At 63.7% G+C, this 15,851-nt stretch carries 16 protein-coding genes and 2 tRNA genes; 10 read left to right on the plus strand and 8 right to left on the minus strand.

Annotated features, from left to right (window positions below; translation table 11 throughout):
• Positions 1–39 precede the first annotated feature (39 nt).
• The 3 genes from olsA to FQV27_RS12105 all read right to left on the minus strand — a co-directional run bounded on the left by olsA (position 40) and on the right by FQV27_RS12105 (position 2,003).
• Positions 40–918 (minus strand): lyso-ornithine lipid O-acyltransferase, encoded by an 879-nt coding sequence (olsA, locus tag FQV27_RS12095; RefSeq protein ID WP_147098806.1) that lies wholly within the window; start codon positions 916–918, stop codon positions 40–42.
• Complete coding sequence (olsB, locus tag FQV27_RS12100; RefSeq protein ID WP_147098808.1) at positions 900–1,685, minus strand: L-ornithine N(alpha)-acyltransferase; 786 nt, start codon at positions 1,683–1,685, stop codon at positions 900–902. Before olsB ends, olsA begins: the two co-directional genes overlap by 19 nt.
• Positions 1,686–1,823: 138 nt before the next feature.
• Positions 1,824–2,003 carry a DUF3553 domain-containing protein gene (locus FQV27_RS12105; RefSeq protein ID WP_147098810.1) on the minus strand — a complete coding sequence of 60 codons (180 nt, stop codon included), beginning with the start codon at positions 2,001–2,003 and terminating at the stop codon, positions 1,824–1,826.
• A gap of 18 nt (positions 2,004–2,021) precedes the next feature.
• Here FQV27_RS12105 and FQV27_RS12110 point away from each other — a divergent pair, with 18 nt between their 5' ends.
• Positions 2,022–2,678, plus strand: a complete 657-nt coding sequence (locus FQV27_RS12110) for a histidine phosphotransferase family protein (protein WP_147098812.1) — start codon at positions 2,022–2,024, stop codon at positions 2,676–2,678.
• Positions 2,679–2,701: 23 nt separating this feature from the next.
• Here FQV27_RS12110 and FQV27_RS12115 read toward each other — a convergent pair whose 3' ends face one another.
• On the minus strand, positions 2,702–3,970 hold the full coding sequence (locus tag FQV27_RS12115) for a glutamate-5-semialdehyde dehydrogenase (RefSeq protein WP_147098814.1): 1,269 nt from the start codon (positions 3,968–3,970) through the stop codon (positions 2,702–2,704).
• Between the two features lie 37 nt (positions 3,971–4,007).
• Positions 4,008–5,207, minus strand: a complete 1,200-nt coding sequence (locus tag FQV27_RS12120) for a phosphoglycerate kinase (RefSeq protein ID WP_147098816.1) — start codon at positions 5,205–5,207, stop codon at positions 4,008–4,010.
• Positions 5,208–5,359: 152 nt separating this feature from the next.
• On the opposite strand from FQV27_RS12120, the gene FQV27_RS12125 reads away from it, so the two are divergent.
• From FQV27_RS12125 to FQV27_RS12135, 3 genes are all read left to right on the plus strand, one after another.
• Positions 5,360–5,866, plus strand: a complete 507-nt coding sequence (locus FQV27_RS12125; protein WP_147098818.1) for a peptidylprolyl isomerase — start codon at positions 5,360–5,362, stop codon at positions 5,864–5,866.
• Entirely contained in the window at positions 5,859–6,452 is a 594-nt protein-coding gene (locus FQV27_RS12130; protein ID WP_147098820.1) for a peptidylprolyl isomerase, read from the plus strand. Before FQV27_RS12125 ends, FQV27_RS12130 begins: the two co-directional genes overlap by 8 nt.
• 82 nt (positions 6,453–6,534) lie before the next feature.
• Positions 6,535–6,996, plus strand: coding sequence for a YaiI/YqxD family protein (locus FQV27_RS12135; RefSeq protein WP_147098822.1), 462 nt, complete (start codon positions 6,535–6,537; stop codon positions 6,994–6,996).
• Between the two features lie 126 nt (positions 6,997–7,122).
• Here FQV27_RS12135 and FQV27_RS12140 read toward each other — a convergent pair whose 3' ends face one another.
• Together FQV27_RS12140 and tyrS are read right to left on the minus strand one after the other, a co-directional pair.
• A complete protein-coding gene (locus FQV27_RS12140) occupies positions 7,123–7,671 on the minus strand; it encodes a GNAT family N-acetyltransferase (RefSeq protein ID WP_147098824.1) in 549 nt (182 codons plus the stop codon).
• Positions 7,672–7,822: 151 nt separating this feature from the next.
• The gene (tyrS, locus tag FQV27_RS12145) at positions 7,823–9,061 is read right to left on the minus strand and encodes a tyrosine--tRNA ligase (RefSeq protein WP_147098826.1); all 1,239 of its coding nucleotides are present in this window, start codon (positions 9,059–9,061) and stop codon (positions 7,823–7,825) included.
• 38 nt (positions 9,062–9,099) lie between these two features.
• Here tyrS and FQV27_RS12150 point away from each other — a divergent pair, with 38 nt between their 5' ends.
• The 4 genes from FQV27_RS12150 (at position 9,100) to FQV27_RS12165 (ending at position 11,620) form a co-directional block, all read left to right on the plus strand.
• Positions 9,100–10,224 carry an anhydro-N-acetylmuramic acid kinase gene (locus tag FQV27_RS12150; RefSeq protein WP_246133087.1) on the plus strand — a complete coding sequence of 375 codons (1,125 nt, stop codon included), beginning with the start codon at positions 9,100–9,102 and terminating at the stop codon, positions 10,222–10,224.
• A 97-nt stretch (positions 10,225–10,321) separates the two neighbouring features.
• Positions 10,322–10,398 (plus strand) — tRNA-Asp (locus FQV27_RS12155).
• A 23-nt stretch (positions 10,399–10,421) separates the two neighbouring features.
• Positions 10,422–10,498 (plus strand) — tRNA-Asp (locus FQV27_RS12160).
• Positions 10,499–10,690: 192 nt separating this feature from the next.
• A complete protein-coding gene (locus tag FQV27_RS12165) occupies positions 10,691–11,620 on the plus strand; it encodes a class I fructose-bisphosphate aldolase (protein WP_147098828.1) in 930 nt (309 codons plus the stop codon).
• Positions 11,621–11,645: 25 nt separating this feature from the next.
• Here the strand turns inward: FQV27_RS12165 and FQV27_RS12170 are convergent, their stop codons facing one another.
• The gene (locus FQV27_RS12170; protein ID WP_147098830.1) at positions 11,646–12,104 is read right to left on the minus strand and encodes a methyltransferase family protein; all 459 of its coding nucleotides are present in this window, start codon (positions 12,102–12,104) and stop codon (positions 11,646–11,648) included.
• A gap of 194 nt (positions 12,105–12,298) precedes the next feature.
• On the opposite strand from FQV27_RS12170, the gene FQV27_RS12175 reads away from it, so the two are divergent.
• Together FQV27_RS12175 and ptsP are read left to right on the plus strand one after the other, a co-directional pair.
• Complete coding sequence (locus FQV27_RS12175) at positions 12,299–13,558, plus strand: aspartate kinase (protein ID WP_147098832.1); 1,260 nt, start codon at positions 12,299–12,301, stop codon at positions 13,556–13,558.
• Positions 13,559–13,588: 30 nt separating this feature from the next.
• A complete protein-coding gene (ptsP, locus tag FQV27_RS12180; RefSeq protein ID WP_147098834.1) occupies positions 13,589–15,832 on the plus strand; it encodes a phosphoenolpyruvate--protein phosphotransferase in 2,244 nt (747 codons plus the stop codon).
• Positions 15,833–15,851: the final 19 nt, after the last annotated feature.

The following is a 15,851-nucleotide window of genomic DNA, read 5'->3' on the forward strand; positions in this document are numbered from 1 at the left end:
TGGGCATCCTTTGCGGCATTCGGCCTTCACCTAGACCGCTCAGTCCTGCCTTTCAAGGCCCGTTCTGGGGGGAGGGGCCTGTCCTTCGAAGGGCAGCGCATCGCGAATTGCGGTTTCCGCCGCGCGCGACAGGCTTTTCCGGGTCTCACCGGCCACGGGGATCGGCCTATGCAGCACGACTTCGACGCTGCCTTGCCGTCGTGCAGACAGAACCGACAGGATATGCGGCCCAAGCGCCATGTCGCCCCACCACCCGTAAAAGCGCGGGTCGGTTCCGGCTGGTGCGCGATAGATCGCCGTGACAGGCTGGATCGCAAGGCCCTGCGGCAGTTCAGGTGCCAGAAAGCCCTGAAACAGCGTCGGCTTGAAGGGCAGGACGCGCTGACCGTCGCTTGACGTGCCTTCCGGGAAGAAAAGCAGACGGTGCCCGGCTGCCGTGCGTTCGGCAAACTCGGCTGCCTGTGCGGCCGCAAGGCGCGGGTCGCGGGCCACGAAATGGGTATTCGTCACGCGGGTCAGGATATTGATGCCGGGCCATCCCGCCACCTCGGCCTTCGAGACGAAAAAGACTGGCATCGCCGCGTTTAGGCTGAGGATGTCGAGCCAGCTTGAATGATTGGCGACGACTGCACCCGGCCCTGTCATGGGAACGCCCGTTCGCTGCCAGGTGATGCCAATGCACCACAGCACCGCGCGGCATACGCCCTGCACGAACGGCCCCGTTACCGGGCGGCAAAGGCCCGTAAAAGGACGTTCCATCAGGCGCAGAAGCATCAGGATCGGGACGCCGAGCCCCAGCACCGTCATCGCCGGCAGCCCGCGATACAGCACGCGCAACCACCCGCCCGCACCGGGAGGCGGCGGCGCGGCAGGCGGCTCGCCCAGCCAGGTGCGGGAATTCAGCCCTTGGTCTGCCATCGGGAGGTGTAGTAATCGCGATGCTTGGCTGACATGGCGGCGGTGTCCATCATCAGCAGAACATCCGTGGTGTTGAAGGCCCGGTCCAGATACGCGCCTTCGCCGACAGTGCCGCCAAGGCGCAGATATGCCTTGATGAGCGCGGGCATCCCCAGCATCGCCGCGCGCCGGTCGAGGTCATCATCGGCGACAAGGTCCATGCGCTGAAACCCGTCAGCGCGTGCCACGGGCCGCATCTCCTCGGGCGCGAGGTGGTTCTTATGCAGCCAGCTCAGCGGTTGGGCGAGTGACTGGGCGTCCGTTCCGTGAAACGAGGCGACGCCGAACAGGATCTCGACCCCGCGTTGCAGCACATATTCCGAAAGCGCGTTCCACATCAGGAACATCCCCGCCCCGCCGCGATATTCCGGCAGCACGCAGGACCGGCCGAGTTCCAGAAGCGGCCGGCCCGAGGCTTTGAGCCGCGTCAGGTCGTATTCGCTGTCGCAATAGAATCGTCCGAATTTTTCGGCACGCTCGCCGGGCAGCAGGCGATAGACGCCGACGACCTGATCCAGCGCCGCCGGATCGCGCCGCTTGTCGATCAGCACCAGGTGGTCAACGACATCGTCGAATTCGTCACGCTCCAGCCGCGAATGATGATCGACCAGCGGGCCATCGCCGCCCAGTTCCTCGACGAAAACACGGTAGCGCAGGCGTTGCGCGGCCTGCAGGTCGGATATCTCTGTCGCCAGACGTATGTCGAAGAAGTTGTTGTCGATGGCCATGAATCCGCCTGAGAGGATCAAACGTGCAGTGTCTAGGCAAGGCGCGGCGTCAATGCAACAGCGCGAAACAACGAATTGGTTGAGTGGAACGAAAGTTGACTCGACCCAAGGTTGAATTAGGCTGTCCTTATGACGGCCTCACCCCTCATCTGTCTCAACGAGTTCCAGAACCACGCGCCGGGCGTCGATGACGCGTTTGCCGGCATCTGCGAAATTGACGGTGATACGATCACCGATATTCGACTGCACCTGGCCAAGGCCCCATTCCGGCGCGCCGGGGTGGCGAACGATCATGCCTGGTTCCAGAAATTCATTCATCAGGAAAGCCCTTCGACAATGGAATACGCCCCCATCCCACATTCCGCAAACGGTGCTGCCCGGCAAGAGGATATTGCCAATATCGTGGCTCTTCTCGGCTCGCGGCTGTGTCATGACCTGATTTCGCCGCTGGGCGCGATCGGCAACGGGGTCGAACTTCTGCAGATGTCGGGGGACTGGCCTGCGCTGCAAAGCAGCCCGGAAATGTCGTTGATCGAAGATGCATTGCAGGCAGCGCGCGCGCGGATCGCGCTGTTTCGCGTGGCGTTCGGATCGGCGGGCGGCAGTCAGCGCCTGCCGCAGGCAGAGTTCGCCGCGCTTGTCGCGGACGCTGCGAAAGCCGGGCGCATGCGCATCACGCTTGATGCGCCGGGCGATCACGGGCGCGGCGCCGTCAAGCTGGTGATGCTGTCATTGATGTGCATGGAAACCGCGATGCCCTGGGGCGCGTCGGTCACGATAAGCCAAAGCGGGCGTGACTGGCTGATCCGCGCCGAGGCAGAACGGACGCGCCACAACCCCACACTATGGGCATGGCTTGGCACGCCCCGGTCGGGCAGTGCGCAACCGTCGGCGTCAGAGGTCCATTTCCCGCTCCTCGGTCTCGCCGCGGCGGAAATGTCGCGCCCTATCCGTTGGTCACTGACCGAAGCCGGGGCCGAGATCGCTTTCTGATCGCGGCCCCGCCTGAAGCCAGTTCAGTCGCGGGTGGTACCGTCGCCCGTGACGATATATTTAAAGCTGGTCAGCTGCTCTGCCCCGACGGGTCCGCGCGCATGCATCTTGCCGGTGGCGATGCCGATTTCCGCGCCCATGCCGAATTCACCGCCATCGGCGAACTGGGTTGAGGCGTTGCGCATCAGGATCGCGCTGTCCAACCGCTGGAAGAAGCGCGCAGCGGTGGCATCGTTCTCGGTCAGGATGGCCTCTGTATGGCCAGAGCCGTGTTCGCGGATATGGGCAATCGCCCCGTCGACGCCATCGACCAGTCGCGCGGCGATGATCATGTCCAGAAATTCGTGGCCAAAATCCTCGGGGCGGGCAGGGGTGGTGCCGGCGATATCGGCCAGTTCGCCCTCGGCCCGGACCTCGACACCTGCATCCAGCAGATCGCGGATCAGCACATCGCCATGCTTTGCAAGGAACGCGCGGTCGATCAGCAGGCATTCGGCGGAACCACAGACGCCTGTGCGCCGGGTCTTGGCGTTCAGCACGACGCGGCGCGCCTTTTCCAGATCGGCATCGGCATCGGCATAGACATGGCAGATGCCTTCCAGATGCGCGAAGACCGGCACCCGTGCCTCGCGCTGCACCAGCCCCACCAGCCCCTTGCCGCCGCGCGGTATGATGACGTCGATCAGCCCCTGCGCGCGCAGCATTGCGGCCACGGCTTCGCGGTCGCGGGTGGGGACGATCTGGATTGCCGCCTCGGGCAGTTTTGCGGCCCGCAGCCCCTCGACCATACAGTCATGCAGCGCGGCCGATGAGTGGATCGAATCGCTGCCGCCCCGCAGGATCACCGCATTGCCCGATTTCAGCGCCAGCGCACCTGCGTCCGCCGTGACATTCGGCCGGCTTTCATAGATCACGCCCAACACGCCAAGCGGGGTCGAAACGCGCTGGATATGCAACCCGGTCGGGCGATCCCACTCGGTCAGGACGCGGCCCACAGGATCAGGCTGTTCGGCGATGGCGCGCAGGCTGTCGACGATCCCGCGCAACCGGTCCGGCGTCAGCGTCAGCCGGTCAATCATGGCATCCGACAACCCCTTGTCGCGGGCATAATCGAGATCTTTCGCATTCGCCGCGAGAATTTCCGCTTCGCGCTGCCTGACCGCGTCTGCTGACGCGATCAGGGCTGCATGCTTGCGTTCTGCGCTGGCAAAGGCCAGTTCCGCCGCAGCGCTTCGCGCATCGCGGCCCATCCGGGCAATCAGCGCGTCCGCAGTTTCCATTGCGCCGTCCATCCTGTCTCCTTCCCCGGTCTTGCCGGGTGAAATGGGGTCACTGCCGTCCGTCGGCAAGTGCCGCGACGCCGGGCAGGTCCTTGCCTTCCATCCATTCAAGGAAGGCACCCCCGGCTGTCGAGATAAAGGTGAAATCATCGGCCACACCGGCCTTGTTCAGTGCCGCGACCGTATCGCCGCCACCAGCGACAGAAACGAGCGTCCCCTCGCGGGTCAGCTTCGCTGCCTCTTGCGCTGCGGCATTGGTGGCAGCGTCGAATGGCGGGATCTCGAAGGCACCGAGCGGGCCGTTCCAGATCAGCGTCTTGCTGGCATCGAAGACGCCACGGATCGCCTCGACCGTGTCCGGCCCGGCATCAAGGATCATCGCATCGGCAGGGCAGGCATCGGCGGCCACCACTTCAGATGCGGCCCCTTCCTTGAATTCGCGCGCGACCACGACATCGACGGGCAGATGGATCTTGCAGCCAGTCTCTTCGGCCTTGGCCATGATCTCGCGCGCCGTGTCGGCCATGTCGCGTTCGGCCAGCGACTTGCCCACCTCGATCCCCTTGGCGACAAGGAAGGTGTTGGCCATGCCGCCGCCGATGACCAGATGATCGACCTTCTCGATCAGGTTCGACAGCAGATCGAGCTTGGTCGAGACTTTTGCCCCGCCGACCACTGCGACCACCGGGCGCTCCGGCTCTCCCAAGGCAGCATTCAGCGCGTCGAGCTCCGCCTCCATCAGCTTGCCGGCTGCAGAGGGCAGCAGCCGCGCCAACCCCTCGGTCGAGGCATGGGCGCGGTGCGCGGCAGAAAAGGCGTCGTTGATATAGGCTTCGCCCAAGGCTGCGAGCGACGCGGCGAAGGTCGGGTCATTGCCTTCCTCGCCCGGATAGAAGCGGGTGTTTTCCAGCAGCAGGACATCGCCGGGCTGCATTGCGGCCACGGCCCGCTTGGCCGGGCCGCCAATGGCTTCGTCGGCGAATTCGACCTTCTGGCCCAATGCCGCTTCAAGCGCAGGCACAACCTGCTTCAGCGACATGCTGTCAACGCGCTTGCCCTTTGGGCGGTCGAAATGCGCCAGCAGGACTGGCTTGCCGCCGGCCTCCTGAATGGCCTTGATCGTCGGGACGATCTTTTCGATCCGGGTGGTATCGGTGACCTTGCCGTTTTCGGTCGGCACGTTCAGGTCGACGCGGGTCAGCACGGCCTTGCCGTCGAGATCCAGATCTTCGATGCGGTTGAATTTCATGTCAGCCTCCGCAGCTATGTTTGACGGGGTTGTGGGCCATCCTCACAGGATCGTCAATCCGTGTGACGGCGACCTCGTGACGGCTTCGTGCGTTGCAGCGCGTGGATGGACAGTTTAGCTGTATCTGCGACCGAATAAGAGAGGAGGCCCCCATGGCCGACATCAAGGACCCTGAAAACACCATCATCATCGAACTGAAGGACGGCCCCGTCACCATCGAGCTTCTGCCCGACGTGGCCCCCAAGCATGTCGAGCGCATGAAGGAACTGGCCCGCGCAGGTGCCTATGACAACGTCGCCTTCCATCGCGTGATCGACGGCTTCATGGCCCAGACCGGCGATGTCGAAAACGGCAATATGGAAAAGGACTATAACGCGCGCCGTTGCGGCACGGGTGGTTCCGAGCTGCCGGACCTGCCGGCAGAATTTTCCAAGCTGCCCCATGATCGTGGCACGCTGGGTGCGGCACGTTCGCAGAACCCGAACAGCGCCAACAGCCAGTTTTTCATCAACTTCAAGGACAACCATTTCCTGAATGGCCAGTACACCGTTTACGGTCGCGTCATCGAAGGGATGGAGCATGTGGACAAGATCGCAAAGGGCGAGCCGCCGGTGAACCCCGACCGAATGATCTCGGTAAAGGTGGCCGCCGATGCTTAAGGCGTTCCTGTTCCCCGCCTTGATCCTGGCCGCAGGTGCTGCGGCGGCAGAAGGCCTGCCGGGTGTGACAGACGGCCCCGGCCCGAACCTGCTGATCGAAGTCGCGGATGCCTCGGGTGCGCCGAAGGGCACGATCACGCTGGACCTTTATGCCGACAAGGCCCCGAACCATGTCGCCCGGCTGGTCGAACTGGCAAAATCCGGCGCCTATGACGGTGTCGTGTTTCACCGCGTGATCGACGGCTTCATGGCGCAGACCGGCGATGTCCAGCACGGCAAGCAGGGCGGTGACACCGCCATGGCCGGCATGGGCGGGTCGGAACTGCCCGACCTCGCTGCCGAATTCAGCGAGGTGTCCTTCCAGCAGGGCACCGTCGGCATGGCCCGTTCGCAGGACCCTAACAGCGCCAACAGCCAGTTCTTCATCGACCTCGCACCAGCGACCTTCCTTGACGGTCAGTATACGGTCGTCGGCCAGTTGGTCGATGGCTGGGACGTGCTGAACGCCGTAAAGAAGGGCGATGCCGCCGCCAATGGCTCGGTCGAGGCGCCGGACTATATGCTGAAAGTGACCGTGGCAGAGTGATCCTTTCACCGCCTTCGGAGATAACGGCCCTGCATGGAAACATGCGGGGCCTTTTCACGGGCTTACAGCAGGAAGATCGCGAATGACCACGCTTTACATCGACGCCGATGCCTGCCCCGTGAAGGCCGAGGCCGAACGGGTGGCGACCCGTCTGCGTATCCCGATGGTGCTGGTCTGCAATGGCGGGTTGCGGCCGCCGCAGAACCCGCTCGTGTCGTTGGTGATCGTCAGCGAAGGCCCGGATGAGGCCGATAAATGGATCGCCGATCAGTGCGGGCCGGGCGATGTGGTCGTAACCGCTGACATCCCGCTGGCCGACCGCTGCCTGAAGGCCAGCGCGCAGGTGGTTGAACCGAATGGCGAGGTGTTGAGCCTCGCCAATATCGGCCCCCGTCTGGCGACCCGCGACCTGATGCAGGATATTCGTTCCGCCAACCCGTTCCAGCAGGGCAGCGGCAAGGGTTTCGCGAAGGCCGACCGGGCGCGGTTTCTGCAGTCGCTGGATCGGGTGATGGTGGCGGCGGCGCGGGTGGGGTGGGGGTAGCTTCGCATGGTTGTCGGCCGGCGGCTTCTTGTGTTCTATCAAACTTGGCATGAATGACCGCTCTGAGCCTAATTTGGCGATTACTGCGAGTCGCAGAAACGTCGGCATTCCGGAAAGACGGATCTCTCAGGTCTGACCTGCGTATTCTTTCGCCAGCACCCCCATGATGAGGTCGTCGTGCCAAACATCGCCAACGCGAGCGCTCTCGCGTTCGCGGCCCTCTTCGATGAAGCCGCAGGCGCGATAGCACCGGATCGCCCGCTCATTGTATGAGAGCACCCGCAAGTCGACACGGTGTAGCTGTAGAGTTCCGAAGGCATGCGATAAGATCAGCTTGACCACCTCGCGACCCAGCCCTTTCCCGAGCTGCGCGAGGTCGTAGAGCCCGATCGCCAAGCGCGCGCGGCTGTCGTGGAGATCGAGCCCGTCCAGACGAGCCTCCCCTAATAGGCGGCGATCCACCTCGACGGCCCAACAAAGCGGATGCGCAAGGTTCCGCTCCACCCATGACCGGGCATCGCATTCCTCATACGGGGGAAGGCCCCTCGGGTCGCCTCCGAAGCTGTGCACGATCTCTGGTGACCGCCCGAGAGCCAGCCGTCCGGCAATATCCGAACTACGGAAGGGGCGCAGGCGGACGCGGGCGCCCAAAAGTTCTGGAATTTCTCGGGTCATCTCGGAATATTGGCATGCTCGCCACTGTCTGGCCATGCAGAAGAAAGCTGACCGTCTCGTATCGGCATCGAAGGTCCGCTTCGTCCCGCGAAGCGGCCGAGTGGTGATTATTGGATCTAATAAGAAAAGCCGGGTTTCTCCGGCCCTTCATTTACCCAACCCGCACCATCCGGTGCTTCTTTTTCCCGACCGACACCTTCAGCCCGTCACCGATCATCCCGGCATCGACCTGCACCTGCGGATCGCTGACCGGATCGTTGTTCAGCCGCAACCCGCCCTCGGCGATCAGGCGCTTGGCCTCTTTGCCTGACGCGGTGATGCCGGTCTGGGACAGAAGCTGAATGACCGAGACGGGCAGGGCGTCCGCGCCGATCGTCACGATTTCCAGATCGCCGCCGGCGCCCCCCTGTTCAAAGACCTCGCGGGCGGTGGCTTCGGCGGACGCCGCCGCCTCTGCGCCGTGCAGCAGGGTTGTGACCTCGTTGGCCAGCCGGATCTTGCCTTCGTTGATCTCGGACCCCTGCAGCGCGCCCAGACGGTCGCATTCATCGACAGGAAGCTCGGTATACAGCTTCAGGAAGCGGCCGACATCGGCATCGGTGGTATTGCGCCAGAACTGCCAGAACTCGTAAGGCGACAGCATGTCGCCGTTCAGCCAGATCGCACCGCCTTGCGATTTGCCCATCTTGCGCCCGTCGCTGGTCGTCAGAAGCGGCGTGGTCAGGCCCCAGACCTCCTTGTCCAGCACCCGCCGCGTCAGATCGACACCGTTGACGATATTGCCCCACTGGTCGCTGCCACCCATCTGCAAGCGGCAGTCGTAGCGGCGGTACTGCTCCAGGAAGTCATAGGCCTGAAGGATCATATAGTTGAATTCCAGGAAGGACAGCGACTGCTCGCGGTCCAGCCGGGATTTCACCGATTCAAACGACAGCATCCGGTTGACGCTGAAATGCCGCCCAATGTCGCGCAGGAAATCGAGATAGTTCAGCCCGTCCAGCCATTCGGCATTGTTCAGCATCATCGCCTTGCCGTCCCCGTAATCGAGGTAGCGGGCAAAGACCTGCTGCATCCCGTCGATATTCGACTGGATCTGTTCGGGGCCAAGCAGGGGGCGTTCGTCGCTGCGGAAGGACGGATCGCCGACCTTGGTGGTGCCGCCGCCCATCAGCGTGATCGGGCGGTTGCCGGTCTTCTGGAACCAGCGCAGCAGCATGATGTTCAGCAGGTGGCCCACATGCAGCGACGCCGCCGTGGCGTCATAGCCGATATACGCCGTCACCGGCCCCTCGATCAGCGCATCGTCAAGCGCGGTCAGATCGGTGGCGTCGGCCAGAAAGCCACGCTCGATGATCACGCGCAGGAAGTCGGATTTAGGGGTCAGTGCCATTGCTTTCATCCTTTCGATTGGCTGGATATATCGGGGCGATGACAGAAGGGAAAGCCATGATGGGCGGGATGATCCGGGCGCTGGGGATGATGTCTGGCACCTCGCTGGACGGCGTGGATGCCGCGCTGATCGAAACCGACGGCGTCAGGATCGGCGGGTTCGGGCGGTCGGGCTATCGCGCCTATTGCGACAACGAATCGGCGGTGCTGCACGCGGCGCTGGGGCTTTGGCCGGGGGATGAAGGCGTCAGCGATGCGGCTGCGCTGTCGGTCGCGGCCCATGCAGCGCTGGCGGCGGACTTCCCCGAGGCCGCGCTGATCGGCTATCACGGCCAGACGCTGGCCCATGATCCGGGCGGTCGCGGGACGCATCAGGCGGGGTCGGGCGCGGAACTGGCGCAGCAGACTGGCCGCCGCGTGGTCTGGGATTTCCGGACCGAGGATGTGCGCCAAGGCGGGCAGGGCGCGCCGCTTGCGCCCTTCTTCCACTGGGCCTGCGCCGATTGGGCCGTCCGCGAAGGCCGGATGACGGCAGAGCCGGTGGTGTTCCTGAACCTCGGCGGGGTTGGCAACCTGACATGGGTCGATCCGGCCGCAGAGGGACCGGAAAGCGGATGTCTGGCCTTCGATACCGGCCCGGCCAATGCCCCGATCAACGATATGATGCGCTCGCGCGGACTGGGCGCGCGGGACGAGGGTGGCGAACTCGCCGACGCAGGACGTGTCGATGCCGATATAATTGCCGAGTTTCTGCGCCACCCCTATTTCGCCCGGCCGGTCCCGAAATCGCTGGATCGCGATGCTTTTGACGGGCTTTCGAAAGCGGTGGGAAACCTGTCCGCGCCGGATGCGGCGGCGACCCTTGTCGGGGCGCTGGCGGCATCGGTGGCGACCGGGTTCGATCACCTGCCACAGCCCCCCGCCAGCGTGCTGGTCTGTGGCGGCGGACGGCACAATCGGGCGATCATGTCCGCCCTTCGCGCCGCCCTGCCTTGTCCGGTCGAGCCGGTCGAGACCGTGGGGCTTGATGGCGACATGCTGGAGGCGCAGGCCTTCGGCTGGCTCGCGGTCAGGGTGTTGCGCGGTCTGCCGACCAGCGGACCTTCGACAACGGCCGCGCCCGCGCCGGTCTGCGGGGGACGTATCAGCACGCCACGCGAATAAGAGTCGGAATTTTCCGATTCCTCGCTTGACGCCTCCGACCGGGCCGCGTAAATCCCCCGCTACCCCGGCGGGCGATCATGCCGGGGTTGGTGAGCATGCGGTTGTAGCTCAGTTGGTTAGAGTACCGGCCTGTCACGCCGGGGGTCGCGGGTTCGAGCCCCGTCAACCGCGCCACCACCATCGCCCGAAAATGATGCGCGGTTGTAGCTCAGTTGGTTAGAGTACCGGCCTGTCACGCCGGGGGTCGCGGGTTCGAGCCCCGTCAACCGCGCCATCGTTTGCCCTTGTTCCCAAACCTCATACCGCGCAGACCGCCGCGCCGCGCGTTTCATCGCTTGGCACCCGTGCCAACGATCAGTTTATCGAGGTTGCCGCCGCTAACATCTGCTTGTTAGCGCAACCTGTCATTGCTGGCCGCTATTCCTCTGCTAAGACGCGACCAGATATTCAGTTCTCGGGGGATGCCATGAAGGCCACGAATAACGTCAAGAAGATCCTTGCCAATTACGAAGGCGAAAATCCGGGCGTGAAGGGCAATCTGTGCCGCATGCTGATGGAAGGCAAGCTGGGCGGCACCGGCAAGATGATCATCCTGCCCGTCGATCAGGGGTTCGAACACGGGCCCGCGCGCAGCTTTGCGCCGAACGCGGCGGGCTATGATCCGCATTACCACTATAAGCTGGCGATTGACGCGGGCCTGAATGCCTATGCGGCGCCGCTGGGTATGCTGGAAGCGGGGGCCGATACCTTTGCCGGGCAGATCCCGACCATCCTGAAGATGAACTCGGCCAACAGCCTGATGTCGGACACCGCAGGCAAGAACCAGGCCGTCACCGCGCAGGTCGCGGATGCGCTGCGCATCGGTGCGTCGGCGATTGGGTTCACCATCTATCCGGGCAGCGACATGGCGCTGGATATGTTCGAAGAAATCTCGGAACTGCGCGCGGAAGCCGCGGCCGTCGGCATTCCGACGGTGATCTGGTCCTATCCGCGCGGCGAGGCGATCAGCAAAGATGGCGAAACCGCCATCGACATCGCCGCCTATGCCGCGCAGATCGCGGCACTGCTGGGCGCACATATCATCAAGATCAAGCTGTCCACCGACCATCTGGAAAACAAGGACGCCAAGAAGGTCTATGAGGCGCAGAAGATCGACGTCTCGACCCAAGCGAAGCGCGTGCAGCATTGCATGGATGCGGCATTTGGCGGTCGCCGGATCGTGGTGTTTTCGGGCGGCGCGGCGAAGGGTGCCGACGCGGTCTATGACGACGCGCGTGCCATCCGTGACGGCGGCGGCAACGGGTCCATCATCGGTCGCAACAGCTTCCAGCGCTCGCGCGAGGATGCGCTCACCATGCTGGGCAAGCTGGTCGATATCTACAAAGGCCGCGACTGATCACGGATCGCAGGGCGCATCGCCGCTACCAGCGTCGGGTGCGGGCGATATAGCTCTCGGCCTTTTCATCGAAGGCGGCGCGAAGGGCGGCTTCTTCGCGCAGGATAAAGCGGCGGGTCACGAGCAGCGGGTAAAGTGCCGCGACGATCAGGCCGGCCGGACCGCCCCAGATGAAGGTGCCGCCAATGACCGCAAACGCGATACCTGTGTAAACCGGATTGCGGTTGATGCGGAACGGACCTTCCACGATCAGCGTCTTCGGCTGCTCGCCCGGTAGGATGGAGGTCCGCTTGCGGCGAAACCAGATCGCGGCCCAGAGGATCAGGCCAAACCCACCGAGCATCAGCAGAACGCCGAGCGCGTGATATGCGCGACGCTCAAACGGGCCCGGCCAAACGAGCCTGCCGATGATGATTGCCGCCAGCATGACGGCCAGGGCCCAGATCGGGGGCAGGTCGGGGAACTTGCGTCGCGTCACGCTCACTCGGGCCTCTGTCGCGGTATCTGTCGATTGCGAGACTAGGACATTTTCCGGGCCGGCGAAACGATGTCGATCCGGCCCTGCCAACAGGGTTTTTTCAAGGCCTTTCAACCGTGGCCTTGCGCGCATCCCGCCGTGGTCCTAGAAGATGCCCGTTTTCAAGGCCCCGCATCGTGGGGACGAATAAGGGGGACAGCATGCCCTTGCTGGTGATGAAATTCGGCGGCACATCCGTCGCCGATCTCGACCGGATCCGAAACGCGGCCCAGAAGGTCAAGCGCGAGGTCGAACGCGGCTATGACGTGATCGTCATCGTCAGCGCGATGTCGGGCAAGACGAACGAACTGGTCGGCTGGGTCGAGCAGACCTCGCCCCTGTTCGATGCGCGGGAATATGACGCGGTTGTCAGTTCGGGAGAGAACGTTACCGCCGGGCTGATGGCGCTGACCCTTCAGGAAATGGAAGTGCCTGCGCGGTCGTGGCAGGGCTGGCAGGTGCCGATCAACACGACCGCGCAGCATTCTGCAGCGCGTTTCGAAAGCATCCCGCGCGCCAATCTGGACCAGAAATTCGCCGAAGGCTTCAAGGTCGCGGTCGTCGCTGGCTTTCAGGGTCTGGCGCCGGACGGACGGATCACCACGCTGGGGCGTGGCGGGTCCGATACCACCGCCGTCGCCTTCGCCGCAGCTTTCGAGGCAGAGCGCTGCGATATCTATACCGACGTGGACGGGGTCTATACCACCGATCCGCGCATCACGTCGAAGGCCCGCAAGCTGGAGCGCATCGCCTTCGAGGAGATGCTGGAACTGGCCAGCCTTGGCGCGAAAGTCCTGCAAACCCGCTCGGTCGAGCTGGCGATGCGCTATAATGTCCGCCTGCGGGTGCTGTCCTCGTTCGAGGATACCGACGAAACCTCCGGCACTCTGGTCTGCGATGAGGAAGAAATCATGGAATCGAAAGTCGTCTCTGGCGTCGCCTTCTCTCGCGATGAAGCCAAGATCACGCTGGTCACGGTTGAGGACCGCCCCGGCATTTCCGCCGCGATCTTCGCGCCGCTGGCCGAGGGTGGCGTGAATGTGGACATGATCGTCCAGAACATCTCCGAAAAGGACTATGAGGATCACCCAGGCTCGGTGACCGACATGACGTTTTCCTGCCCGATCAATCAGGTCGAGCGTGCGAAGAAGGCGATGGAAGACGCCCGGCGCGCCGGCACCATCCAGTACGAAGAACTGATCGTCGACACCGATGTCGCGAAGGTCAGCGTCGTCGGCATCGGGATGCGGTCGCATGCCGGGGTTGCGGCGCGCATGTTCCGGGCACTTGCCGACGAAAATATCAACATCAAGGTGATATCGACATCGGAGATCAAGATTTCTGTGCTCATCGACCGCAAATACATGGAACTGGCCGTACAGGCACTGCATGATGCGTTCGAGTTGGAGAAGACAGCGTAAGCGTCGCCTGGGCGACGATGGCAGGGTGTGATGCCGATCCGCAAGGACAGTGATTCCCGGAAATTGCTCAGACGGCTGCGCGATACGCTGGCCGCCCCTGGCGCAAGTCAGGATCGGCTGGATCAGATCACTCATCACATTGCCGATTCGCTTGGGACGGAAGTGTGTTCGGTCTATCTTTTTCGCGATGCCGACACGCTGGAGCTTTGTGCGACCGAAGGGTTGAACCCCGATGCAGTTCACAAGACCCGGCTGCGTCTGGGTGAGGGGCTGGTCGGGCGTGTCGCGCGCACCGGACGCCATGTCAACGCGGCCGACGCCCCCGCAGAACCGGGCTTTCGCTTCATGCCAGAGACGGGCGAGGAGGTGTATTCAAGCTTCCTTGGCGTTCCGATCCAGCGCGTTGGCGAGAAGCTGGGCGTGCTGGTCGTGCAGTCGCGCGAAGCCCGCCAATTCACCGAGGATGACGTCTACGGCCTTGAAGTCGTCGCAATGGTGCTGGCCGAGATGGCAGAACTGGGCGCGTTTCTGGGCAATGCCGATGATCGCCTGCCGCTGGCGCACCGCTTCCCCGGCATGTTCCGCGGCACCGGGGCACAGGAAGGGGCCGCGGAAGGCCGTGTCTGGCTTCACGAACCGCGCGTCGTCGTGGCGAACCCCGTCGGCGATGATCCCAAAAAGGAAAAGGCCCGGCTTCGAAATGGCGTAGAAGCGCTGCGCCAGCGCGTCGATTCGATGCTGGCTGAAGCGGACATGTCCGAAGACGGCGATCACGCGCAGGTGCTGGAAGCCTATCGTATGTTCGCGCATTCCCGTTCGTGGATGCGGCGGATGGAGGAAGACATCGACCTGGGTCTTTCCGCCGAAGCCGCAGTCGAGAAAGAGCAGTCGCAGGCGCGCGCGCGTCTGGAGATGGCAGCCGATCCCTATCTGCGCGATCGGTTGCACGATCTGGATGACCTGTCGAACCGGCTGTTGCGAATTCTGACCGGGCAGGGCAGCGATACCGGCGCAGAGATGCCGGAAAACCCGATCCTGATCGCGCGCAATATCGGCCCTGCCGAACTGCTGGATTACGGGCGCAAGCTGAAGGGTGTGGTGCTGGAAGAAGGCAGCGTCGGCAGCCATGCCGCCATTGTCGCACGCGCGCTGGCGATTCCTTTGGTGATTCACGCCAGCCGGATCACGACCGAAGCGCTGAACGGCGACGCGATCCTGGTTGATGGCGATGCGGGCATCGTCCATCTGCGCCCCGAGGACAGCGTCGCCGCCGCCTTTCGCGACAAGATCGCCATGCAGGCCGAGGCACAGAAACGCTATTCCGGGCTGCGCGAGCTGCCGGCCACGACCTCGTGCGGAACGCGGATCGAACTGTTCATGAACGCGGGTCTGATGGCCGATCTGCCCAGCATGGAAAGTTCCGGCGCGGAAGGTGTCGGCCTGTTCCGCACAGAGCTGCAGTTTCTGACCCGCACCCGTGTGCCGCGCCGGTCGGAACTCGCCGCGCTTTATTCTCGGGTCATGGACGCCGCGCATGGCCGTCCGGTCATCTTCCGCACGCTCGATATCGGTTCGGACAAGGTCCTGCCTTACATGAAGCCGCAGGACGAGCCGAACCCTGCGATGGGCTGGCGCGCGATCCGCGTTGGGCTGGACAAGCGGGGCGTGCTCCGGATGCAGTTGCAGGCGCTGATCCGTGCGTCGGTCGGGCGTCCCCTACATGTCATGTTCCCGTTCATTGCTGAACCGAGCGAGTTCCATGCCGCGCGCAAGGTTCTGATGGAGGAACTGGCGCGCGAACAGCGCCTTGGCCACGGCATGCCCGAGGATATCCGCGTCGGCACGATGCTTGAAACCCCGGCGCTGGCTTTCGCGCCGCTCAGCTTCTTCAGGTCATGCGATTTCGTGTCCATTGGCGGCAACGACCTGAAGCAGTTCTTCTTTGCCGCCGACCGCGAAAACGAACTGGTCCGCCGCCGCTACGATTCGCTCAGCGAGCCGTTCCTGTCACTGCTCGACCAGATCATCGCTCGCTGCGATGAAGCGGGGGTGAAGCTGTCCTTCTGCGGCGAGGATGCAGGCCGTCCGGTCGAGGCGCTGACCTTCGCGGCGTTGGGCATCCGCCGCCTGTCGATGCGGCCGGCCTCTATCGGTCCGGTGAAGCACCTGCTGCGCCAGATCAGCCTTGAAGACCTGCGCGCCGCGATCGGCAGGACGCGCGCCGAAGGCGGGTCGGTTCGCCGGACGGTCACGGAATTTCTGGCGCAGCTTTGATCCGGGCGCTAGGCTGCAC

Origin of the sequence: Paracoccus aurantiacus (assembly GCF_007993065.1) — a bacterium.
Classification (GTDB): Bacteria; Pseudomonadota; Alphaproteobacteria; order Rhodobacterales; family Rhodobacteraceae; genus Paracoccus; species Paracoccus aurantiacus.